This window comes from Lysinibacillus sp. FSL K6-0102 (genome assembly GCF_038003545.1).
GTDB classification, from domain to species: domain Bacteria; phylum Bacillota; class Bacilli; order Bacillales_A; family Planococcaceae; genus Lysinibacillus; species Lysinibacillus capsici.
In genome coordinates, this window is sequence record NZ_JBBOPH010000001.1 from 212079 (window position 1) to 236714 (window position 24636).

The 24636-nt window shown below is 35.8% G+C and carries 20 protein-coding genes; 12 read left to right on the forward strand and 8 right to left on the reverse strand.

Annotation, left to right across the window (positions count from 1 at the left end):
* The first annotated feature begins 239 nt into the window (after positions 1 to 239).
* Positions 240 to 1808, forward strand: a complete 1569-nt coding sequence (locus NYE73_RS01055; protein WP_259951269.1) for a sensor domain-containing diguanylate cyclase — start codon at positions 240 to 242, stop codon at positions 1806 to 1808.
* Positions 1809 to 2162: 354 nt separating this feature from the next.
* On the opposite strand, the gene NYE73_RS01060 is transcribed toward NYE73_RS01055, so the two are convergent.
* Positions 2163 to 2519, reverse strand: a complete 357-nt coding sequence (locus NYE73_RS01060) for a winged helix-turn-helix transcriptional regulator (RefSeq protein ID WP_048390751.1) — start codon at positions 2517 to 2519, stop codon at positions 2163 to 2165.
* A 125-nt stretch (positions 2520 to 2644) separates the two neighbouring features.
* Between NYE73_RS01060 and NYE73_RS01065 the strand changes: the two genes are divergently transcribed.
* The 6 genes from NYE73_RS01065 (at position 2645) to NYE73_RS01090 (ending at position 10129) form a co-directional block, all read left to right on the forward strand.
* Positions 2645 to 3271, forward strand: coding sequence for a nitroreductase family protein (locus tag NYE73_RS01065; protein WP_115673053.1), 627 nt, complete (start codon positions 2645 to 2647; stop codon positions 3269 to 3271).
* A 307-nt stretch (positions 3272 to 3578) separates the two neighbouring features.
* A complete protein-coding gene (locus NYE73_RS01070; RefSeq protein ID WP_259951268.1) occupies positions 3579 to 7949 on the forward strand; it encodes an S-layer homology domain-containing protein in 4371 nt (1456 codons plus the stop codon).
* A gap of 207 nt (positions 7950 to 8156) precedes the next feature.
* Positions 8157 to 8390, forward strand: coding sequence for a hypothetical protein (locus tag NYE73_RS01075; RefSeq protein WP_340814997.1), 234 nt, complete (start codon positions 8157 to 8159; stop codon positions 8388 to 8390).
* A 117-nt stretch (positions 8391 to 8507) separates the two neighbouring features.
* Entirely contained in the window at positions 8508 to 9224 is a 717-nt protein-coding gene (locus NYE73_RS01080; RefSeq protein WP_340814998.1) for a helix-turn-helix transcriptional regulator, read from the forward strand.
* Positions 9187 to 9369: a hypothetical protein gene (locus NYE73_RS01085; protein WP_259951265.1), complete on the forward strand. Its 183-nt coding sequence runs from the start codon at positions 9187 to 9189 to the stop codon at positions 9367 to 9369. Before NYE73_RS01080 ends, NYE73_RS01085 begins: the two co-directional genes overlap by 38 nt.
* 151 nt (positions 9370 to 9520) lie before the next feature.
* Entirely contained in the window at positions 9521 to 10129 is a 609-nt protein-coding gene (locus NYE73_RS01090; protein ID WP_259951264.1) for a hypothetical protein, read from the forward strand.
* 161 nt (positions 10130 to 10290) lie between these two features.
* On the opposite strand, the gene NYE73_RS01095 is transcribed toward NYE73_RS01090, so the two are convergent.
* The 5 genes from NYE73_RS01095 to NYE73_RS01115 form a co-directional block, all read right to left on the reverse strand.
* The gene (locus tag NYE73_RS01095) at positions 10291 to 11091 is read right to left on the reverse strand and encodes an alpha/beta hydrolase (RefSeq protein ID WP_259951263.1); all 801 of its coding nucleotides are present in this window, start codon (positions 11089 to 11091) and stop codon (positions 10291 to 10293) included.
* On the reverse strand, positions 11088 to 12086 hold the full coding sequence (locus tag NYE73_RS01100; protein ID WP_259951262.1) for an ABC transporter substrate-binding protein: 999 nt from the start codon (positions 12084 to 12086) through the stop codon (positions 11088 to 11090). The genes NYE73_RS01095 and NYE73_RS01100 overlap by 4 nt, the downstream gene beginning before the upstream one ends.
* 45 nt (positions 12087 to 12131) lie before the next feature.
* A complete protein-coding gene (locus tag NYE73_RS01105) occupies positions 12132 to 13316 on the reverse strand; it encodes a helix-turn-helix domain-containing protein (protein WP_259951261.1) in 1185 nt (394 codons plus the stop codon).
* A gap of 32 nt (positions 13317 to 13348) precedes the next feature.
* Positions 13349 to 14983, reverse strand: a complete 1635-nt coding sequence (locus NYE73_RS01110) for an AraC family transcriptional regulator (RefSeq protein WP_259951260.1) — start codon at positions 14981 to 14983, stop codon at positions 13349 to 13351.
* A gap of 97 nt (positions 14984 to 15080) precedes the next feature.
* Complete coding sequence (locus tag NYE73_RS01115) at positions 15081 to 16037, reverse strand: ABC transporter substrate-binding protein (protein WP_197078705.1); 957 nt, start codon at positions 16035 to 16037, stop codon at positions 15081 to 15083.
* 389 nt (positions 16038 to 16426) lie between these two features.
* On the opposite strand from NYE73_RS01115, the gene NYE73_RS01120 reads away from it, so the two are divergent.
* Both NYE73_RS01120 and NYE73_RS01125 read left to right on the forward strand, forming a co-directional pair.
* Positions 16427 to 16774, forward strand: coding sequence for an MFS transporter (locus NYE73_RS01120; RefSeq protein ID WP_259951259.1), 348 nt, complete (start codon positions 16427 to 16429; stop codon positions 16772 to 16774).
* Positions 16775 to 16779: 5 nt separating this feature from the next.
* Positions 16780 to 16890, forward strand: coding sequence for an AraC family transcriptional regulator (locus NYE73_RS01125; protein WP_259951278.1), 111 nt, complete (start codon positions 16780 to 16782; stop codon positions 16888 to 16890).
* A 37-nt stretch (positions 16891 to 16927) separates the two neighbouring features.
* Here the strand turns inward: NYE73_RS01125 and NYE73_RS01130 are convergent, their stop codons facing one another.
* Positions 16928 to 17884 carry an ABC transporter substrate-binding protein gene (locus tag NYE73_RS01130; protein WP_259951258.1) on the reverse strand — a complete coding sequence of 319 codons (957 nt, stop codon included), beginning with the start codon at positions 17882 to 17884 and terminating at the stop codon, positions 16928 to 16930.
* A 282-nt stretch (positions 17885 to 18166) separates the two neighbouring features.
* Here NYE73_RS01130 and NYE73_RS01135 point away from each other — a divergent pair, with 282 nt between their 5' ends.
* The 3 genes from NYE73_RS01135 to NYE73_RS01145 all read left to right on the forward strand — a co-directional run bounded on the left by NYE73_RS01135 (position 18167) and on the right by NYE73_RS01145 (position 22697).
* A complete protein-coding gene (locus tag NYE73_RS01135; protein WP_259956484.1) occupies positions 18167 to 19549 on the forward strand; it encodes an AraC family transcriptional regulator in 1383 nt (460 codons plus the stop codon).
* A 101-nt stretch (positions 19550 to 19650) separates the two neighbouring features.
* Positions 19651 to 20595: an ABC transporter substrate-binding protein gene (locus tag NYE73_RS01140; RefSeq protein ID WP_048390736.1), complete on the forward strand. Its 945-nt coding sequence runs from the start codon at positions 19651 to 19653 to the stop codon at positions 20593 to 20595.
* A 179-nt stretch (positions 20596 to 20774) separates the two neighbouring features.
* Entirely contained in the window at positions 20775 to 22697 is a 1923-nt protein-coding gene (locus NYE73_RS01145) for an AraC family transcriptional regulator (RefSeq protein ID WP_259951256.1), read from the forward strand.
* Between the two features lie 198 nt (positions 22698 to 22895).
* On the opposite strand, the gene NYE73_RS01150 is transcribed toward NYE73_RS01145, so the two are convergent.
* Positions 22896 to 24173: a hypothetical protein gene (locus tag NYE73_RS01150; RefSeq protein ID WP_259951255.1), complete on the reverse strand. Its 1278-nt coding sequence runs from the start codon at positions 24171 to 24173 to the stop codon at positions 22896 to 22898.
* Positions 24174 to 24636 lie beyond the last annotated feature (463 nt).

The window sequence follows — 24636 nt, forward strand, 5'->3', positions numbered from 1 at the left end:
TAATTAGCGTCAGCTGTTGCAATCTTTAATCTAAATAACTAAAATGTTGGAATTTTGTTTGCCAGATTCTATATGATACATCCACGTTTATTGATACAATCCTAGAGGTGTGTTGGATTCTTCTTACACAATTAATACATGTTACTTTTACCTATAGGAGTCTTTGCTTATAATAGGCACTAATTGTTTAAGAATCTCTCAAAATATACATATAAAAAATCATAAATAGGAGGGGAAAAATGAAATCGCACCGATTAAAATTAAAGCATCTTATAATGGGCGTAGCAATGGCAGCATTCTTTTTAACAAGCATAGGTAGTGTTTGGGGCGGCTATAGGATGAACATTGATTCCATTAAGGAAAATACGCTAGAAACGAATAGAGTTTATGCTCAAAAATTGGCCTCAACTGCTGATTCCTATCTCCACGAAGCTTTCCAAATATTAGGATATAGTGCGGATCAGGTTAGGACGAAAATGGATGATGAACAAGTATTGAATCAGGAAACAGAGCGTTTGAGATTGCAAAATCAAATGTTCAATTCGGTGGTTATAACAAATTCAAAGGGACTTGTTTTATCTGTCTCTCCGCCATCTATAGAAATTAAAGGAGAGATTTTAACATCAATTGGCGCTAAAGAGGCATTAGCCAAAAAGACACCAATTATTTCTAAGCCATATGAGGCGATGACAGGGCGGCTCATCATTTTTATATCGCATCCTATTTTCTCGGAGTCCAATGAATATCTAGGAATGATTGCTGGCACTATTTATTTAAAGGAACCTAATGCCTTTAAAACCTTGTTGGGAGAACATTATAGTAAGGATGGTTCTTACGTATATGTAGTTGATTCAGAAGGACGAGTTATCTATCATCAAGATCCAAGTCGTATTAATGACATTGTAACAAAAAATAAAGTCGTTCAAGCTGTTACATCTGGCAAGGATGGTGCCCAACTAGTTGAGAATACAAAAGGAGTGAAAATGCTAGCTGGCTATAGTGCAGTGGCTTCGACAGGGTGGGGAGTTGTTGCGCAGAAACCTTTAGAAGTAGCATTAGCCCCTTCATTTGATCGTGTACAGGAGGTCATTATAAAATCTGTGCCTCTTATGTTTGTTTCCATTATCATTGTACTTTGGGCTGCAACACGTATTGCGAATCCCTTACAACAATTAGCATCATTAACAGAAGAAAGTTTAGATAAGAAAAATGTAGAAGGTTTAAAATCTGTTAGTGGATGGTACTTTGAAGCCTATTCTTTGAAGAATGCATTGGTTCGAAGTTTATCGTTTCTACATGGACAGGTCTCCTTTTTCAAAGATCAATCTACTGTTGATCCACTGACGGGGATTACGAACCGACGTACAATGGATTCAATGCTTGCTGAATGGTTAGCAAGTAAGGTACCACATGTCATTATTTTGCTAGATTTAGACCACTTTAAAAGTGTGAATGATACATATGGACATGCAGTAGGCGATAAAGTTTTACAATTTTTGGCTCGACAAATGGAATCAGTAGCTCGTGAAGGCGATGTATGTTGCCGGTACGGTGGCGAGGAATTTGTCATACTTCTGCCGAACACGACGGTAGAGGAAGCCACACTAGTCGCAGAACAATTACGAAAAACTTTGGCCGATACGGTCAGTCCATGTGGTAGACCAATAACATTATCTGCAGGAATAGCTGCCTATCCAGCAATGGCACATACAACTGAAGCGCTAATTGAAGCGGCTGATGACGCACTTTACCTTGCGAAACAAGAAGGGCGAAATCAGGTAAAAGTTGGAGTCTCAAAAAAGGAATAAAAAAATATAACAAAAGAGCTTACAACCCTAATTTTTGGGGTAATGATTAATGCAAACATCATTTGGGCAAGCTGTATATAAGTCATCAGCCACATGACTTTTAAATTATGTTCAAATGATATGTAACTCGGGCCACATCTCTTAATCGACTTGACAAGACGTAAGGTTATCCCCCTTTCCCTTATGACACCCCAAGTACGACTAGATGTATGCCTATATATCGTCAAAAGCCAAGCGAGCACCGATGCTCCTTGGCTTTTTTACATTTTATGGGATATTCTAACGAAGTGACAAGCTGTGGTTTTGATACGAATTATAGAAAGGTGATTAGTACAAGGAGCCATTAAGGAAAACTTAGCTTTCCTTTTGATGACAACAAATTTGTTGCTCCTTGGCAATTCCCTTTAAACGTGCATAATCATTTCCCCATGTACACATTGTATTTAAAACGGGTATAAATGACTCTCCTAAATCTGTTAAACTATATTCTACTTTTGGTGGTACTTCTTTAAATATTTCTCTCCGAACAAGTCCGTCTCTTTCTAACTGCTTCAATTGATCGGTTAGAACTTTTTGCGTAATTCCGGGTATTAATTCATAAAACTCTTTCGTCCTTACTGATTGTTGACTCAAGAAAAATAGTATTAATCCTTTCCATTTGCCACCTGCAATATCCATAAAAATATTGATTCCTGTATTATAGTTAACCATGTGCTTCCTCTCCTAAATAGGCACAAAAAAGTGGCTATACCACTTTTTTGTGCGTTATTTTCTTATTTATTATTGCTTACTATAATTAGAGGCGCAATACAATAATAACTTAGGAGTTGTTCATAATGAGTGTAAAAGATATTTTAGAAAAAAGACGTTCAGTTAGACATTATGATTCAAATTATAAAATTAGTTCAGAAACATTGACTGCCTTAGTTGAAAGTGCAAGTAAGTCGCCTAACGGAAATAATATTCAAGCAACGCGATACTTAATAATCGAGGATGCGAACTTAAGAAATTTATTACTACCTATAGCTTTTAATCAACAGCAAATAGTAGAAGCTTCAACGTTAATCGTCATGTTGGGCGACTATCAGGCATTTAACAAAGGTAATATTATTAAAATTCATGAGGAGGGGTACCAGGCAGGTTATTTTGATGAATCATTAAGAGACTATCTTGCGAATGCTGCAATAAATTATTATGAAAGTAAGACAAAAGAAGATCTAAAGTTAGAGTTAACTAGAGATGTAAGTCTTGCCTCAATGTCCTTAGTTTTGTTAGCCAATGAAGCTGGTTTTGACACAATTACGATGTCAGGCTACGATTCTAAGAAATTGAAAGAGATCTTAAATATTTCTGATAGGTATCTAGATGTTATGCTGATTGCTATTGGTAAAGGTATAAAAGCAGGTCATAAGACTGTTAGGCATAATGTAAACAAGGTAATATATAAAAATGAAATAATTTAGTGTTTTTAAACTAACCGAACTTTTAAAAGTCCAAAATTAATATCTAATAAAGAGAAGCCAATTATGAATCTATCTTTAATGGCTTCTTTTTTATGTATTGCAAACTATGAATTTTTAAATATTCAGTGATGGAAAGCTAATGGACTCGCATAGTAAAGAAATCGTATTTTAGTCTCTAACTCTAGAAGAAATTTACCCTACTATTTTAGATTTATCTATGAAGGTTCACTAGTCTTTGGTCGATATAAAGGATATGAGCAAATGATATTTGTACGTATCAAAATACATAAACGAAAGGAAGAGTGGAATGGATAAATCTAAAATCCAAAAAGTAAATAAAGCCTTGATTGCAACAGTATTTGCTTCAAGTGGGATTGCTGTTGTAGTACCTCCACCAAATGCAGCAGCGGCTACTTCTCCCTTTACGGATATTAACCAATACTCGGACAATTATAATGAAATATTAAAACTATATTCTCAGGGCGTAATGAGCGGTTTTGCGGATAATACTTTCCGTCCTGATGTCAGTGTAACTCGTGGAGAGGCAGCGAAAATGCTGGCAACGGCGTTAAAATTGGATACAAAAAATATCCAAGATCCTTACTATAAGGATGTTCCAAAGGGCAATCAATATTATAAATACGTAGCGGCCTTGCAAAATGCAGGTATTATGTCGGGCTATTCAAATGGCATGTTTATGCCGAATGAAGTGTTGACTAGAGGGGAACTAGCCAAAATGGTTGTAGTTGGATTCCATCTAGAGGTATCCCCTACGTACAATAATATTTTTAAAGATGTGAATAGCAAAACAAACAATGCCATCTATATTCAAACTTTAATCGATTTGAATATTACAAAGGGCACAACTCCTGTTACATTTTCTCCATTTGATCCTGTTACTCGCGGACAGTTTGCTTCGTTTGTAGTGGGTTCACAAGAGAAGAAAAATAATGAAACATCTTACAAAATCACAAATGTGGATGATGACGCAGTTTATATAAATGGCCAGTCATATACAATTCCAGAGAGTCTTGCTCATATTTTTAACGAATATAATGCTCCGGTGTTAAAAGGTGCATTCATTGAGGGGGATTTATCGAGTAAGGGAATTCGCTCCATTTCAAAATTGACCCTTAATGCAAGCGGGACAAGCACACGTTCTCTAGATTTTGACGGAAATTACGGTTCTTTTGGTGCAACGATTGTAGTAAATGGTAATTATATAGAATTCTCGAATATGACGCTGACAGGGACAATGTTTGTCAACGAAACCGTTCGCCCACCATTGCATTTAGGGGCTACTTACAATCAACCATTAGCTCTTGGTCGTGTGGCAAGTAACAATATTTCATTTATTAATTGGTCAAACCCAGATAACAATAAAGGCGATGATTCGTCAAATAACAATTCGAACGATCTTCAAAATTGGACAAAACCAAATACTGAAAATGATAAGCCATTTGTTAACTGGTCTAAAGAAAAAGAGGAAATGAAAAACGTTGAGAAGTACCTAGAATTTTATAACAGCAGTGTTTCTCGACTAGTAGTATCTCAAACAGGTACAAAAATTGAAACAAATACAAAACTACCACGTGTAGACATCATTGGAAATGTGCGTGAGTTTGAAATTCAAGGTGATATTGGTACGTTAAATTTAAATACAGAAACAAAACTTACAATTTATGGTTCAGGAAATATCGATTGGATCAATTACAATAGCTACACAGATCTAGAGCTGTATATTGATGGACGAATTGGCACATTATTTGTTGATAATTCATATGGCAAAATTGATATTGGAGATTATACGTATATTGATAAGGTCATCTTACCTAAGGATGGATCACCAAATAATATCTTCGACGATTTCCTCGATGATAAAGATAATATAGGCAATATTACTGATCCAGATGGCAAACCAATTGATAAAGAGGAAAATGAGAATCAAAATCCTGATGATAAAACAAAACCAATCATTAGTATTACAAATGTAAAAGTACTAAATGGTAGCGAAATTCAAGCAGATTTCACTTCTGATGAAGTCGGTACGTACTATTATATTGTGCGTGAAAAGGGCGCAGAGGCACCAAATAAAAGTGAAATGGTTAACCGTCTCTCAAATAAGAACGTAGCACATGGAACTGCGGCAGCCATCAAAGGAACAAACTCAATTAAGGTTTCTAATTTAGGTGAGAAAAAAGAATATGTTATCTACATCATGGTTGTGGATGGCTCGAAAAATGCATCGGACATAGTTTCTCAAGAGTTCCAAATGAAAGATGCTTCACCACCAGTAGTGAAATCCCTCCAAGTTACGCCATTACATGGAGGAACACGTGCTGAATTTACTTTTACAGCCAGTGAACCAGGAGATTATTACTATTATTTACGCCCAAAAACTACAGCACCTGATCCAACAACAGCAGATATTGTTGCCAATCCAACGGGTAAAGGGAAAGCAAAGGCTGGCGCATTAGGCATAACAGAAATTTTAACAGGCTTACAGGCAGAAACAGGTTATCAGCTTTATGTTGTGATGAAAGATGAATCAGGCAACTTTTCAGTAGACCCTGCTATAGCAAAGGATTTTACAACGAAAGAGCTTGATAGTATTCATCCGTTTGTGGAAAACAAAATTTTAGAACGAAAAGGGCTTAATCAAGTATATGTTTACTTCAACGAAAGGTTAGATAAAGAAACCGCACAGGATGTTAAAAACTATGAATTATCTGGTACAGGAATAATTAACGTTACAGGGCAAAAAGTAATTAGTCCCGAAGAGGCTATTTATGAAGAATATGGTTCGGGCAAATCAAGAGTATTATTAAAAGTTCCTTCACTAAGCGGGTTTATTAATCATGATACTTTAACTGTAACAGTATTACCTGGAGTTAAAGATTTGGCATTTAATGATTTCGAAAATATAAGTACAGTTCCTTCTGGAGCTATTCCAAATAATTATGCAGAATACATGCACTCAGATATAGATACTCCAAAATTAAAAATTGAAAAGGTAATGAAAAATGCTGAAAAAACTAAGATTGAAGTAGAATTTTCAACAGATAAAGCGGGAACTTATTACTATATGATTATGCCTCAAAATATGGATATGGATGCTCTAAATATAGATTCTCGTGATTTTATAGATGAGTTTACATCAAAACAAAGTGGCAAATTTGATAAAAGTAGTGGTGGGAAAATTTATTTATTCAAGGAAGGTGAAAAGGTAGCCAATAGAGGTAACACTAAATTTGATATTGTATTATCAGATTTAGCAGTTGATCCATTTACAAGTTATTCTGTATATATGGTTGTAAAGGACCGTTCTGGAAATTTATCTATCATTGAAGATTCTCTGATTGTTGATGATAGTAAGCCTCCACTAATTGGGGATATTCAAGTAACGCCTAAAGGAGAAAAACCAGGGATACCTGGAGAAGAGACTGCTGATATTACACTTAACTCTGATGAAAAAGGTTTTATATATTATGCTGCAATATCAAAATATAAGAAAAATCCTGTTAGCGGTGTGCTTGAACTGAACCCAGATATATATGATAATAGTGGCAATTTAAAACCGTTACCTGGAACAACTGATTCATCGAAAGATAGTGCTACACGGAAAGCTGCGTTCTTAAGTGCTGCAACAGGCTATAAACGTGCGTCATTAGACGCTGGTAATAATATTCTTTCAATTGATAAATTAACACCGCATGAAGAATATATATTATATATCGGAGTTGAAGACACACCTGGGAACTTCACAGTGCAGCAAAGGGTAGGAACTACTCAAGAATATGGTGACGTTATGATGAAACCATTCTATGCGGACGGAACAGCACCAAAGATTGATCCAATTATCAAGAAAATTTCAGATAAAGAATTCGATATTATTCCTAGAAATGATTCATCTACATTAACTTTTAAAGAAGATCAAACATTTGTTATTACATTTTCTGAGGCAGTTTCTTTATCAAGTGATACTGACTTGATACCTGTAAAGGAAAATACTACAGCTACTATTAAAAAGTTAAAAGATGAGTTAGAGAGCTTTAGTTCGATTGGTTCAGGTGCAATTGATAAAATAGAGTGGGAAAAAACTTTAAATACGGCAGAACCACGCAGGTTAATTATTACATTTAATAAGAAAATTTCATCAAACTTTACGATTGATATGAATGCGACGATTCTGAAAGATATTAAGGATTTAGGGAAGCTATCATTTGTTTCTGATAAATCTGTTGCTAAGTACGAACACCCTGCAGACTTTGAGAATAATACAATTCTAAAAGCAGAGCTTATTGGACCAAGTGGAGCAACTTCATCCCATGATTTGAAAGTAAGTATTGAAATTAATACAGAATTAAACCGAAAACAAAAATACTATTATGTAGTTACAAATAGTAATACAAAAATATTAACAGCTAAAGATATTATTGATACAGTGGATCATAAACAACTAACTCCTGGGGTAGTTGCATATGATAAAGATGATGTACCTGTCAATACAAATAATGGAACAACAGGAGCAGCACCTTCAATTCTCTTAAAATTGAGTACAAGTGAATTTAGGGAAGGACAAAAAGTTTACCTATTAACTATTGATCAATTTGGTAATATTGTTATGGCTGAAAGTAATGATTTAAAACCTTATGTAACGATTACAAAAGCACCATAAAATTATAAAAAACCAAGTGGTTTTCCCCACTTGGTTTTTAAGCTATACATTTATAAAAATTATCCAAATACTATTAATCTAAGTAGTGTTCCCTCCTTTCTTATCCAAAATAGTATTTCCCCATAATTAAAGGCTATCGTTCCTTTTTTGTTTAATTGATAATAGTTATCATTTATATACACTCCAACCAAAAAGGAGGCCAACCTCATGAACATAGAAGACCACCTTTTACTCTGGGATCACGCTTCTATCAAGGAATTAGACATTCGTCATAGGATGCTGAGCGGAGGGGAAAAGTTGCAACCATATAAATTACCAACAAGTGTTTTTCTTATAGTCACTCGGGGAGATGCGCAAATACATCTGGATCAAACTAATTATCATGTGCATCAATTTCAAATTATACATAGTGGTAAAGGGACGGCTTTAGAAATTAGTTAAATAATTGATGAACTAGAGTGCTATTTTATCTTTTATAAAGGTTCTGTTCCTTATCCTGTTGGTCAAAGGATTCTTCAGTTGTTCGAAAAAAGAAATACATTTCAAGTGCAGTATAACTTGATACCAAAGTATCCGATAGCTATTTATGAAAAAGTGCAGCTTATGCATGAAAGCTGGCATCAATCACAGTGGCTGGAACGTTTGCAAGTTAAAACATTATTTTATCAGATCTTATTAAGTACATATCAACAGTTATGTAGCCAAGAGAGGTATGTAAAACAAACAGGTTTGGTAAGTCAAATAAAGGCATATGTGGAAGAACATTATACAGAGTTGATAAGGCTAGAGTCTCTTGCAGAACGTTTAAATTATAGTGTGTCACATATATCTGCCGTATTTAAGAGCGAGACAAACTATAGCCTAGTTGAATATGTAATGCAATTAAGAATGAAAAAGACTGTAGCGCTATTAAAATCAACAAATGTGCCTTTAAAAGAGATTGCGGCAAGTGTTGGCTACACAGATGTTCATTATTTTAATCGCCTTTTTAAAAGACATCTAGGGATATCACCAGGGAGATATAGGAAACTAGTATTGGATCGAGGCATGCTAGCAGATGCTCCACAAAACATCATAGAATCCTCCATTGATGAAAAAACACTCCAACGATATATTGATAGTTATAATCATTATCGATACGAAGAAGGAGGGAAATTTCAGATGGCTCGAAAAAATAAGTCAAATTTTGCAGCTGCACTATTGCTGTGTTTGACGCTATTATTAGGTGCTTGCGCAAGTGGTGCTAATACAAATTCAGGCCCAAAAGGCATTTGAGGAATTAAAACAAGAGCCATTGTGGAACTCCTTACCTGCTGTGAAGAATAATGAAGTGCATTTCATAGAGGATAAATGGAATTATGATGATATGACAACGAGTAACATGTTGTTAGAGGAATCTCCAAATATACTAACAAAATAAGCAGATTGGAAAGGCTAGGGGGAAAACCTTAGTTTTTTATTTAATCATCATCAAGTGAATGAAACTGCTATATCAGTAGGAGCATTTGAGGACTTTAATGGTAGAGGTGGAGAAAAATACTTTATAATATGAACTAAAAAGGGGTATGAACTTGAAGCAGGTCTTTACTTTCATAATAGTATTTATTGCTGGATTTATTTTAGGAGAAATGGATACCGAGCCAATAATTAATAATATTGGTCGAGAAATAGCTCAGATGAATATAATTTCAATAATAGGTTTGATTTCGTCAATAACTACGTTAATTGTCTTTTTAATGTATATAGTAGGGAAAATATATGCTATTAGAAAGGCGGAGATGTTCTTAGCAGAGTCATTTTTTGTTAGGTATGATAATGATAAATTAGATATAAATATAACAAAAGAAATCCATTTGGATAAAGATATAGAAGCGTATGAAACTATTTATTTAGTTCCTAACGAACCAATACGAGATATTTCATTTTACACTTATGATTGGGAGAATGATACTGAAGGAACATTTATTGAAAGTTTAGGTTCATTAAAAACTGGCGAAGCACTTTGCATCTACACTCATTTACCATGTGGAATTCCCAATTACATCATTCAATATGAACGTTTCGACTATGTTAAAGGAAAATTAGTATTAGCAGAGGATGGGAGAGGGCTTACAAATTTTAGAACCCCAGAAATTAAACACACAATAAAGAGCTACCTTTATCATTTAATAAAATCTTAAAAATCTTAAAAATCTTACATAGTTCTATATGAAGAACCGTAGGATAAGTTAGTGCGGTTTTTATTTTATGGCAAATAGAGGTCTAACAAACGAAAAAGTACACCACTATTATATAAGTGATGTACTAATTATTTAATAAAACGACCATTTGGGTTTTTCTACTAGGAATCTAAAAACCGAGGAAGACGGCCGAGCATACAAGGTAGTACGCTTACGTGGTCCTCCTCATCAAACTTCACATAATTAGTATGAATGTTTTGCTCGCTTAATCGCTTCAATCGTTCAGCCGCTAAATCAGCTCCCTCTAACATATCAGGCAACTCGTTAGCACCGATTGTGAGTAAGAGATTAATAGCATGCTGACTGTTCCAATCTTCAAAAAATCTGTCTATTACTTGTAGTACTGCATTGTCAGCCCACCAAACAGAGGGACTGCCAGCTACAATATGACTGAATAAGTGAGGTCTTGCACATAAAGCATATAGTGTGAAAAGACCGCCTAAGGAATGACCAACAATCGCTTGCTTCTTTTTATTGATAGGCCATTCCTTTGCTATAGCAGGCATGAGCTCGTGTTCAATAAAATCTAAGAACTCATTGGCTTTGCCGTTTGGAGGCCAAGGCGTTCCATCTGGACGTGGTGGCAGATGTTCTTTGCTAACAGGTAGTGTAAAATCGAGACAGCGTCGCTCCATATCAAAAGGTTCCTTTGAGGGATAACCGATGCCAATAACAAGAATAGGATCATAGCCTTTTGGTTTACGTGTTTGTAATTTCACTGCCTCTGCAAGTGTTGGAAAAAGAGCGTCCCCATCTAAAACGTAGATAACAGTATAACCATCTGCTGGTGGTGCATCTGTTGGGGCTGCAATTAAAATGCGATAGTCTAGCTGTTGACGAGATGTCATGTCAAAATCAAAGTAGTTTTCGGATGTATATGGTTTCTTTGTCATTATTGTCATGGCGCTAGAAACTCCAATACATCTTCTATTACTCTACCTTGTGCATGAATACCACCATTTAGCCAGTAATCCTCAGATGTTTCAAATACTTGATTGTTTTTGAAGGCCGCTGTACTTTGCCAAATTTTACTGTTCTTCAACTCATTTAAAAATTCATCCCCAAGATTACCATCATTAATTAAGAAAATATAATCTGCATCTAGTTCAGGGAGAATCTCCAATGATACTTCGAAGGCACCATTTTTCACGTAGCTGCTTTGTTCAAATCCTAATTCATGCGTTAAGACATACCCACTGAAATACTCATCCGTCATAAAAAACATACCTTTTGCATTAAAGCGAATTAACGCAACCTTTTTACCTTCTGTTATGGAAGATAGCTTTGCTTTTGCTGCATCCACCTTTTCTTGATAACCCTTTAAAGCTTGCTCAGCTTTTTCTGTTTCATCAAGTAGTTGCCCTAAAACTTTAATAGAGCCTTCTAAATCGCTTGCGGCATTATTGAAAACATAGGTTGGTGCAATTTTTGCATATTTTTCATAGGTGCCATTTTCCATATAAAATGAATTGTGCAAAATAATTAAGTCTGGTTTATCTGCCATAATGGCTTCGGCTGATGGGGGACCGCTTGCAAAGCTAATTTCTGGTATACCCTGTAGCTGATCTTGTAAATAAAGCTGTGGCTTAACACCATTAGACCATTGCATAGTAGGCTTGATACCAAGAGCTAGTAATGAATCCTCCATGACAGGTGCAAAAATTTTAGTAGGCTTAGCTGGTAGTGTTACCTCATTACCAACCTCATCTTTTAGTGTTAACGGATAAATACTTTGCTCCTTTGTACTTTCTGAGGATGCCTGCGATTCTACCTGTTCCACTTTATTGCTTGATTGGGTATTGCAGGCGGAAAGTATGCCGATAGTAAGCAAAAACATCGCTGATAAATAGGCAGATTTTATAATTGTATGACATTGAATAGGACAATTTTGTTTCATTTTTCATCAAAGTCTCCTTCCAGTGATAATAATTCTCAAATGGAATTATAAATCACTGTCTGATACGTTACCATGGACAGGGACAGGAAAAGGATTTGGATTTTTTCCGGTTAGCATAAGTAACATTTCATCTAGCATTCGGTTTATAGCAATAGCTGAGTATTCGAACCAAGGATTCGAAGGTAAAACATAGACATGTCCATTTTTTACAGCACGGAGCTCTTTCCAACGATCAAGGTATTGTAGAGTAAGCCAATAATTTCGGGTTGGTGAATCGGGACAAATGATAAATAGCAAACGGTCAGGGTCTATATTTACTAGCTGATCAAGTGTAATATGCTCATTATATGTTTGTTGGTGAGTATCGACAGAGCGAAGCTGTAAATCTGTATACAGTACATCCTGAATCCCTTTATTACAATACATAAATAATTGATCACCGCATAAACGAAGAACAGCAAACGTATCATTTTCAGCAACTTGATTAATTTCTAATCTCGCCTGTAATACCTTTTGTTCATATGTTTGAATGAAGTGCTCACCTACGCTTTGCTTTTTAACAGCTACAGCTATTTCTCTCAGCTGTGTTCGCCAATCCTTCGCTTGTATAAAGACACTTTTGATGCCAATAGTTTGAAGCCAATTAAGCATGGAGAGGGAGGGTTCCTCTTGAAAAATATGAATATCTGGCTTAGCGGAGGCTAATTTTTTGAAGTTATCCTCTGATTCTGTATCAAATATATTAACATGCACGGGAATTTTCTCTTGATAATGATTGTAATAATAAGGACTCCATTTAGCATTCAGCGGAGCTGCAACTGGTATGATACCAAGCGCTAATAAATTTCCAGTAGCGGAGACCGAAAAAGTAGAAATACGCTGGCGAGCCATCTCACTATAAGCAGAAGGTGAAATCCCAACTTCCTTTTTAAATTTTCGGCTAAAATAAAACTCGTCACTGTAACCTACTTTTCTAGCAATCTCGCGAAGTAATAAATCGGTATCACGCAGTAATTGCTTGGCATGTCCGATACGTAGCGCCGTTAAATAATCTGTGGCACTTTGACCGAATGCCTTTTTAAATGCCTCTCCAAAATAACTGGAACTCAGACCCGAAATGAGTGCTAGATGTTTAATCGTGAGAGGTTGATGATGGTTTTTAGCAATATAATCTCGAATATCCTTTAATGATATTTGAGTTGTCGTATCTGTTATACTTCCCGTTTTCATATAAATGTCACCCCTTATTATAAGTATGAGAATTACTTGGCAGTAACCAATAGTTTTGGTAATGCACCGAGTAACTTCTCTCTTGTAAAGGCATCTCCGTAATTCCACTTTGTTGCATCCACTAAATAAGTATGGTTAGTTTGTACAGCAGGGAGTCCTTTCCAAATATCGCTATTAATCAATTCCATCGTAGCCTTTTGCGATTCGGGTTTATCAGATAACAACATAAAGATACGGTCACCAGCATACTGAGGTAAGTGATCTATTGGTATTTCTCTATACCCTTCGCCTGCTTGAAGTAGCTTTTTGACTTGTGGGTGAGGTTGAAAACCATCTGGATGAAAAAGAGCAGGGGATAGACCTGTACAGCCCATAATAAAAAGGCGTTTGCCATGATCAAAAGTCAAAACAGATGCTGTTTCGCCAGGCTCTATCACTGTTTGTAGCTGCTGCCACATAGTATTTTCTTGGATTTTAAAATATTCTAGCCAATCTTCTGCACGCTGTTGTTGGCTAAGCCACTGCCCTAATAAAAGAACGCGTTCCTCCAATGAATCCCAGGAATTTAGGGTAACTGTTGGTGCAATAGAAGATAGTGCTTGATATTGCTGCTCGTCATTATTTGTAAAGATAATTAAATCAGGGTTCAGCTTCGAAGATTTTTCAAGATTGATTGGAAAGGCAACATCTTGAATATAAGGAACATGGTTTTTATAGAAGGATTTACTAATAGAGTTTTTGTTACCACCTATTGGCTGCACATCAAAAATCAACATATCCCCAAACGTTTCTCCATGATAAATAACACGATGTGGTGAACGAGGAATGGCTACCTCGTGTCCTGTCCAATCTTTTACAACAGTTTTTTGTTTATATTGTCGTGCAAACTGTTTTGGAGGTATTCCAATTACCTGTCGGAAGCGGCGATTAAAATAATATTCATCATCAAATCCCACTTGCTGCGCAATATCTTTTAATGGCTCATTTGTTTGTAGTAATAATTCCTTGGCATTTGTAAGACGTAAATCTGTAATATAATCAAGCGGTTTCTTCCCAGTTAAGGTTTGGAAGATCGTACTATATTGCCATTGAGCTATACGAGCGAGTTCCGCTAGCTTTTTCACTGTTAAAGGCTGTTGAAAATAGTTATGTATATAGTCGATAGTTTCTTCAACTGCCTTTGTCATTGTCAACTGGTAGTTCATATGAAGCTGATGTTCAAATAATAAATTTAAGAGTTCATACAAGACTCCTTGTTGTTTAAGAAAATCCAATTTAGGATTTAAATTATACAGATCTTCGCTAAGACGAATTAAGCGTGTATAAGGATAAATTGTATATTCCACTTCATCAGAAAAAATAGATCCTAGATGTGGGGAAGGGTGCTTATGTTTTAGCTGAAAGGCTGAAAAGACAATTTTATAGAAACGGTAACCATGATTTATATCCGATAAATCAATCATAGAATGGGGCTGAACAAGAAAAATTTTTCCTTTCGTCACCAAATAGGGTATATCATCAATCGTTAATGTCCCACAGCCATTTGTAAAAAGTATCATCGTATGATGAGAAGTCGAGATAAACGGATAGCTCTGCGAAATACAGTCAATATCTTCTAAATGAAATAGTAAATCATTGTTAATAGAAGCTGATTTATTGTCTTCCATCTGTTCACTTCCTTAGTAAATGAAAATGATTATCAATTAACTGTATTGTATAAAAAGTAAAGAGACATTTCAACAAAGATGAAATGTCTCTTGTTAGTTATTTTTTTAACATAGTAGGTAATTGTGATAACAGCCATTCTCTTGTTGAGGCATCGCTATCACTTTTTTCAATATCAAATGTGTAGACATGACCGTTCTTCACTGCTGGTAGGTTCTTCCAAATTGGACTTTCCATCATTTCTTTTGTCGATTGTTTTGCTTCATCATCGACTGGTGTAAGGATGAAAATTCGATCACCAGCATATTCAGGAAGAAGTTCTGTGGAGATTTCAGCAAAGCCTGTTCCATCATCAAGAATTTTTTGTATTTTGTCGCCAGGCTTAAGCACATTTGAATCGTATAAAACTTGAGAAAGTCCAGCACGTGCCATGACAAATAATCGATCTCCTGGATAATATGTTAAAACCGATGCCGTTTCATCTGGTTTAATGATGTCATCAGCTACAAGCGACTCCCACATTTTATCCGCTTTTTCTGTATAAGCATCCATCCATTGAGTTGCTTCTTCTTTTTTATTAAGTATATCGCCCAGCTCTGTTAAACGTTGGTTTAAGGGCGCAAAAGTATCAAACACGATAGTAGGAGCGATTTTAGAAAGCTGTGAATATGTTTTTTCATCTGAAGTACCAATAATGATAAGATCAGGCTTTAATGACAATGTTTTTTCCACATTAATAGGAAAACCAACGTCCTCCACATCTTTTACGCGATCTTCCCAAGCGTAATTTGTAATCCAAGAGAAGCCAGCACCAACTGTTTTGATATTCAATGCAAGTAAATCACCGTATCCTTCTCCATGATAAACCACTCTCTCAGGATCTACAGGAATTTCAACCTCATGACCTAAATAATCCTTATAAACACGAGTGGTTGATGCTGATGTTGTTGTCTCTTCCTTCTTTGTTTCTTCATTGGTAGAACCACAAGCAGCTAGTATGATACTAACCAGTAATAATAAGCTATAAATGAGCATATGTCGCTTTAATTTTTTCATGTCTCTTCCTCCGTAAATGATAATCATTATCGATATAGGCTAGCATAAATTAGTCAGTGACCTAGAACAATGGATAAAATGAAAAAGGGCCATTAAGGTTTATCCAAAAATCTAACTGTAACTTTAAAATAAAATCCGTTTTACCGTATAAGTATCCTTCCATTGGTGGAGAATGGACCTTTCATTGGACTAAGATTCATGTGTAATGAAAGGGGGTAAAAAATGAAAAATTGTTGGATGTTTGTCATGACAGGAATGCTATTAATTGTTACAACTACGGGATTTGGTCGCATGGAATATGGAGTTATATTGCCGTTTATGCAGGAGGGAATGAATTTCACGACCACTCAATCTGGTTACTTAGTTAGGGTTAATAGGACTGGTGTTTGTTGCAAATTTCTGGGGGGCAACCATCACATTGTTCCTTGCTTGCTGGGAGTGCACTTGTCTATACGCCACTACTATCGATAGCCATTAACCTGTATCCTAAGAAACGAGGTACTGTCATGGGACTGTTAATGCGTGGAGCCGGGATAGGAATGCTTTTATCAGGTTTGATGGTACCTTTCTTGCTTCATCAACTTCCTGAGTTAGGTTGGAGAGGAGCATGGCTAATTTTCGCGGTTTTGACACTAATCGTCGTATTGTTAGCGTTTTGTACAATTAAGCAACCAAGTTCTAAACAGAAAAACAACGTTTGGAGAAGGCATGTTATTTGTTACAAATTGGAACAATGAATATTATGGAAGTAGCGAATGCTGTTGGGTATTCTAATCCGAGTCATTTTGCAGAGGTTTTTAAGGAGAAATATGGGCTGAATCCGCGAGACTTTATCAGATACAGATCACAATAATACCCTTCAGCTTTTAAACAAAGCTGAAGGGATTTTTTTATTTTACTATGCTATCCATTACATTTTCAATAATTTGGCGATTGGCTATAGCACCTGAATATAACCAGCTCGAACTTGATTCGAATTCATAAACATGACCATTTTTAATGGCAGGTATATTAGCTAGCAGAGGATCGCTTAGCAATTCAGAGCTACCTGCACTATCACTGTTAATAACAAAAAGATAGTCAGCATCTATTTGAACGAATTTTTCTAAAGAAACTTGCGACCAATCACCAGCAGCAGAAGCTGACATCTCTTTCACAAGGCTTGGCGTTTGTAACCCAAGATCCTCATAAAGAACAACACCGCTAGAAGCTGTGTCACTTACCATATAGATTGAATTTTTGATATTCCAGATCACAGTGGCTGAAGGCTTCCCGACTTTGTTGTGAATTTCTTCTTTTGCTTCTTTAGCGAATTGATCATAATCTGCTAGAACTTCCTTTGCCTTATCTGTTTGACCAAAAATTTCGCCCATTTTTAATAGTTTATTGCGCCAATTATTATCCTCCGTTCCCATCACATACGTAGGTGCAATTTTGCTATATTGCTTATATTTTTCACCTTCAGCAATTTCAGGAGAACCGATTACAATTAAATCTGGATTAAAGCTTGTCACAGCTTCATAGGGAAGATCGAATTCAATTGTTGGAATATCCTTTAATGAATTCTGGAGATAGTCTTGGATAGAAGTCCCACCCTTTACGGACCATTGTGCAACGGGCTTTAAACCTAATGCTACAAGGTGATCTTCTAGATAAGGAGCTATGATGCGTTGGGGATTTTTAGGAATGGTCACTTCATGTGCTATTGAATCTGTTAATACTCGATTGGAGTTTTCTTCCTTTGCCTTCTCTATTGTGGAAGAAGATTGAGTTCCGCATGCAGCCAAAAGGATGGAAATAATTAAAATGCCAGTTAAAAAGGCATTCTTTTTTATAAATTTTTTCAAAGCTATAAGCCTCCTATTTCAATTGATTTCTATCATTCTATTTCATTATAATGAAAATGATAATCAATATCAATTTGATGTTTAGGAGATAGCGTTTAAATGTACAAAGACAATCAGCTACTGTCCCATATTTTTTATCAACCTATACAAATAGTGAAATTAAATGAAATGTTAAGTGACATAGAAACACAATTCACCTACCCATTTATGGTCATAGTGTATGAGGGATATATAGAGTGTACGCTTCAAGGTAGGCACATTAGGCTTAGTACAAATTCTGTTATGCTTTTAGATAATACTGACGATTTTCATCTTCTAGAAACATGTGAAAGCAGAGGGATCATCATTCAATATCGTGTTTATGGCTACAAAACTGATCGTTTATTGCAAGCTTCTATCTTAATTGAGCAATGCTCCTATCGACTGATGAACTTAGCTAAAGAAGTAGAAAAAGAAGCAAACACTGAGAGCAATAATCCGTTTCGTTTACAAAAATTATTTGGTGAAATGCTAGAAGTGCTATACAGCCTTTTACGTGAAAATAATCAAAAAAAAGAAGGATTATGGATTGATAAAGTACTTCATTATATTCATCTACATTTCCGTGAAGAATTAACAAGAGAGCAGATGGCCAAAAAAGCACAAGTAAGTCCAGAGCATTTTTCTCGGACGTTTCATAAGCACACAGGCTATACATATAGTGAATATTTAACATGGCTAAGAATACGAGAATCACAGAAAAGGCTATTGTTTACAATGCCTAAATTAGATGAGCTTGCCGAGGAAGTTGGCTACAATGAGGGAACTTATTTAAGTCGGAAATTTAAAGAAAAAGTAGGTGTATCACCAACAGTCTATTATCAGAAATCGAAGCGTGTCCTTGCACTCAATACCAATCATACAGCATGCTTACTAGCTCTTGGTATTACGCCGGTGTTGGGTGTATACTCTCCATTTCTAGAGGGTATCAAGCCTGTCCCTAATACGCATAAACTGAAAGGCTATGAGTATGATATTGCTTCAAATTATCAGGCAATCACCGAAGCGTGTCCTGATATAATTATTAACTACAGTGGTGGTGATGAAAAACCATTATTACTGTCAGTAGCTCCTATATTCGAGCTACCATGTAGAGAATTAAGCTGGCGAGAGCAATTTGGGTTGATTGCCCATATCGTTGATAGACAAGAAGTATGTAAGAGCTGGCTCCAGCAATATGATGAACAGATAGCTCAGTGTAACGATATTCTTGACCAACAACATGGAGCAAGAGGGACTGCTATTGTTTGGGAAATAGGTAGTCATCAAGCATATTGTTTAAATAGTAGTCATGGAAGAGGGAGTCATATACTGTACGAAGATTTGGGCTTTAGTCGACCAGCTGCGATTGTCACACGAAATATTGAACAAACAGGTTACTTAACAGTAGATATTGAAGATATTGCTTATTTTCAAGCTGATTATATATTCGTCACTGCTCTTCCTACAAAAGATTTTGGAAAAGAGCATCTCTTGAGGGTATTACATTCGGAAAAATGGCAGTCACTTACAGCGGTTCAAAAGAAACAGGTGTACTTTTTGAATCAGTATGAATTATTTTATGGCTATGACCCATTATCTACAGCTATGCAATTACAAAAATTAATGGAAGTATTAACATCATAAATATACAGAGCAACAAATCACTTTCATACATAGACAGTTATTTTACAATCTTCTACAATTTGTGAGAATGGTTATCAACTGGTATGTATGGAGGGAAAAAATTGCTGACACAAAATAGAAAATTCATAGCGCCACTATTTCTTTTAATATTACTTCTGTTAACGGCTTGTGGAGAAAAGGAGAAAAATTCTAGTCCGACTACAGTGCAAGATACAAAAGAAGCAGAGGCAAAAACTGTTCAGACGACAAATGGTGAGGTTGTTATTCCGACTAGTCCTCAGCGTATTGTAGCAGAGGAGTATATTGCAAGTTTGCTTGTATTAGATGTGAAACCTGTGGGAGCTCCTGGGTTGGCACTTGAAAACTATTATTTAAAGGATGCATTAAAAGATGTAGAAGAAATCGGTGACTATGGGAAACCGTCGATTGAGAAGATTATCGCGCTCAAACCTGACTTGATTATTACTGGCAATGGGGAAAATTATGATGCTTTAAGTAAAATTGCTCCTACAGTTGTCATTCCCTATGGTGAATTAAAGGATGCGCACGAAGAACTTACTTATTTCGGTGAGTTGCTTGGCAAAGAGCAAGAAGCTAAGGATTGGCTGGCGCAATATGATCAAAAGATTGCCGATGCCAAAGCACAGGTAGATGCGATTATTCCAAAGGATGCAAGCTTCTCTATTATGGAGGACGCAGGCAAAACGTATTATGCATATGGTGATAATTTTGGACGTGGTGGGCAACCAGTCTATCAGGCACTTGGTCGCAAACCACCTGCTAAAGTAGCAGATGAAATGATGGAAAAGCAGTGGGCTGAAATTTCCGAAGAGGTGCTGGCAGATTATGCAGGAGACTACATTATTTTGACTTCAGATGATCGTACAGTTGAAGATTTTAAGAAAGATCCAATATGGGGTAGCTTGCCAGCAGTAAAAAATGATCATCTTTATGTTTGGCCTGAGGAGCGTTCATGGTATTATGACCCAACAGCCGTGTTGGCTCAGGTAGAGGAATTAACAAACTGGCTCACGAATAAAAAATAAGCTAAATAATTGAAAATGCTAGTACAACATACTAAATAAAATTAAATGAAATTCCATAAAATCACTCAGGCATTGGATTGTTTGAGTGATTTTTCTATGCTTATACAGGTTTATATTGAGAACGATTATCAATTATAATAAACTTGTAGGTAGTGAAGAATTGGAAGGAATGATGTAGGATGCTACCAAAAGAGGAGTTTCTATTTCTTTGGAATCACGCAACGATCAAAGTGCTCGATATAAGATATGAGCTATTCAAACCTGAGGAAATCGGAAAATCATATAAATTGCCTGCAAATATGTTTCTTTATGCCACAGGTGGTGGTGCGGAAGTTCAAATCGATTTAATAAACTATACACTAGAGGGCTTTCATCTTATTCACGGTGGAAAGGGCACCACACTACAAATAATGGCTATAGACAAAGGCTTTGAATATTTTTTAATATTTTATCGAGCTTCCATTCCTTTAACCTCAAATAAAATGATAGCAAGGGCGTTACAAACAAATAATCCTTTCAACTATCAATACAGTCTTGTTCCTAACTCGCCTATTACAATGTTTGAAAAAATATATTTTATGTATAAGAAGTGGGAAAATGCCAATAGCCTCAGCAAATTTACTGTTAAATCGCTATTCTATCAATTATTAAATGAAATTTTTATGCAGCTAGATCAGGACAGTGTCGACATTCAAAAATTAAATGTCTCTAGTCAAATTAAAGCCTATCTAGAGCAAAATTATGCACAGCCATTGACCTTAGAATCCATTGCGAAGGCATTGCGCTATAGTCCATCTCATTTATCCATTCAATTCAAGCAACAATTAGGTTGCAGCCCGATTGAATATTTAATTCAACTACGGATTGAAAAAGCTTCTATTTTGCTTGAGAAGACGAATGCTAGCTTACGCGATATCGCTATGGGTGTGGGCTATAGTGATGTCTATTATTTTAGTAGACTTTTCAAAAAGAGAGTAGGCGTTTCTCCTACAAAATTCCGTCAAAAGCAAAAAGTAAGTGATCTGATAAAAGATAGTCCTTCAATGTCTGAAAGATACTCCATTGTCGATTGGAGCTTCCAAGATTATATTGAGAATGGTTATCAATATGATGAAAGGAAGTATGAACCAATGAATAAAAGAGGATTATCAGCTTTTACAACACTCTTTCTATGTCTGACGCTTTTATTAAGTGCTTGCAGTAGTGGGGCATCAACCAGTACACAGGGCGGGGAAAAACAAGCCTCTACCACTCAAACAGTAAGCGAATCACAAACAAAAACTGTCTCTACTATGAAAGGAGACGTAGAAATACCTGTTAACCCTGAGCGAGTAGTGGTGATGTATTATACAGGTGATGTACTAGCATTTGATGTGACACCAGTGGGTTCTTCTAAAATACAAGAGGGAGCAGCATTTGAGGAAGAATTAAAAACAGTTGAAAGTTTAGGTGAATGGTTTGAACCAAATGTCGAGGCAGTAATCCAATTAAAACCTGATGTCATCATTATCCCAAGTAAGAATGAGCTTTACGATCAAATGGAGAAAATTGCACCTACTGTCATGATCGATTTCTCAACCTCTCTAGATGAACGTTTAACAAAGATTGGTGAAGTACTAGGGAAAGAGAAAGAAGCAAAAGAGCTTTTAGCTAATTTCTATACAAAAGTAGAGGATAGCCAAGAGAAGCTAGAAGAGGCAGGTATTTCAGATAGAACGGTTAGTATTATGGAAGGCGGCAAAGGAAAAATGTCTATTGTAACAAGTTATACCTTTGGACGTGGTTCTCAAGCTATTTATGAGTATTTAGGAATAAAAGCACCAGATATTATTCAAAAGAAAATAGATGATAAAAACAACACCAATGAGGCAATCGATGTTTCTTTAGAAGTATTAGCAGATTATGCAGGAGATTATGTGTTCCGCTCATCTTATGAAGGAATGGTAGATTTAACAGATCATCCAGTTTGGGCTAACATTCCTGCCATTAAAGAAGGAAGGCTTATCGAAATGGATTTTGGTTTTTGTTACTACAACGACATTTATTCATTATCAAAACAGCTAGATTTCATTGTGGATCAACTAGTTGCTACAACTAAATAAGTTAAAAATGGATGGTTTACCTCATAAATGTTTATTGATACATCACATCTATGGATCGATTATATTTTTATTTACGATGAGATAAGTTTGATTATTTGACTTTGTCTATTCTTTTTTAAAGTGAACTTGTAATAATAGAGATTATTTTTCAAAAAGAAAGCACTAAAGAAACCAACATTGTTTCTTTAGTGCTTTAATTTAATTTCTTACGATTTGGAACGTGCCAGGAGTAGTAGTTTGGATAATATGACGATTTCCACTGATGATAAAGTCAGCTGGAACTTGCTTGCCAAAACCATTTGAGCGATTGAAGGAAGAATTGGCTGGTAAGCCTTCTATAATGATTTCCATATTAGCATCAAAAGTTACTGGTACTTTGTTTAATGTTGCTATAAGTGTAATGCGATTGCCCCTTTTTGTAACTTGAATGTCCATCACCCCTTCATCTTCATTCACAAGTGTATAAAGTGGAGGAATGATAATGGTCATTTTGTCTTTTGTTGTTAGAATAAAACGTTCCGTATCATTTTCTGATGCGGCTACATTAATTTTGGCTTTATAGATATTTTTATTTTTTGTCATAGCTGTAGTTTTCCCTGGGACAGCTGCTGCATCAGATAAAACAGGTGTTTTAGGGATGTTATCTTTTGTAGGAAGTGTGTGTTTTCCTTGTACAAAATCCACTAAAGTCCATACATTTGGGACGAGTTGCTGTTGAACAGGTGTTAATGCTTCAAAAGAAGTTTTGACTGCCTGCACATCCTGAGCTGTCGATGTTTTTGGTGATAAAGCTGCAATAGCGTTTTCAACTTCTTTAGCTGCTGCCTTATCCTTTACAACCAGCTGTTCTGCATCAAGTAATTGTTGCTCGATACCTACAGGTAAAGAAATATTTGAAAACCTACGTAATGCATTAAGCTCTGCTCGGGCATTGGCTACATCTTTATGGAACGAGAGACGAGATGAATTAATCAATTGAATTTTATTAACCACCTTGTCAACAGATGTATTTGGCGCGATATAGGAAGTTAGAATTTTTTGCGCAGATGCACTTACAAAGGTTTTTTGCGCTGCATTCAGGGTATTATACCAATCTTTTGTTTCAATAACATTTTGATAATAATTAGAGGACGTAGAATCCACAGAATACAATTTCTCTTCAATTTGTGCTGCAAGCTTACGATAAGCAATTCTTGTCTGCTGATGTGCTGACAATGTGGAGTAGTTCGTAACATACTGTTTTTCTGTTTCCGTTAAAGCATTGTAAGCCTTCAAAGCTGCCTCTAAATTTGTTTGGAAAGTAGCAGTTGTATTGTTAATGTTGTTAATTAGTTGTACAACATTTGCCACGTTAGCATTGTAGCTAGCAAGTATGTAGGCTGGCTTTGAAATTTCGGTAGCCGATGCTGGTGCGCTGTAAAGAAGGGAGGGTACTGCCACTAAAGACAGTAATACTAATTTTTTTTTATTTTTCATATGATGAGAAACCTCCTATTTCCATAATTATTATAGATAAAATTGGCCTCGGTTCGCAGAGGTTTATCCAATATATGGTGTTGTTTTAATTTTATCATAGCCTAGGATATTTTTAAGCATTTTTAGATGAATAGGTAGATAGTTGATAGTTTTTTTGCCTATCTTTCGACTCTAAGTGAAATACTCATTGTGACTTATTGAAACAAATCGTACAGCCAGTTTCATTAAGGGCTTAGATGATGATAGCTTCAAACCAAATGCATCCTTAACACAAACCAAGCAGTTGTGGTGATGAACCGTATGTTTGAGAGCGGGTGTGTGAGGAGGCCGCAAATTCTCACTTTTATTTTATCAAGATGTGACAGAACAGCTTTCAAAATATTAAATATTAGTGGCAAGAGGTGCTTGTTAATGTTTAGAAATTGTTGAGGAGGTTATGTTAATTTTTTATTGTTGTGATTAT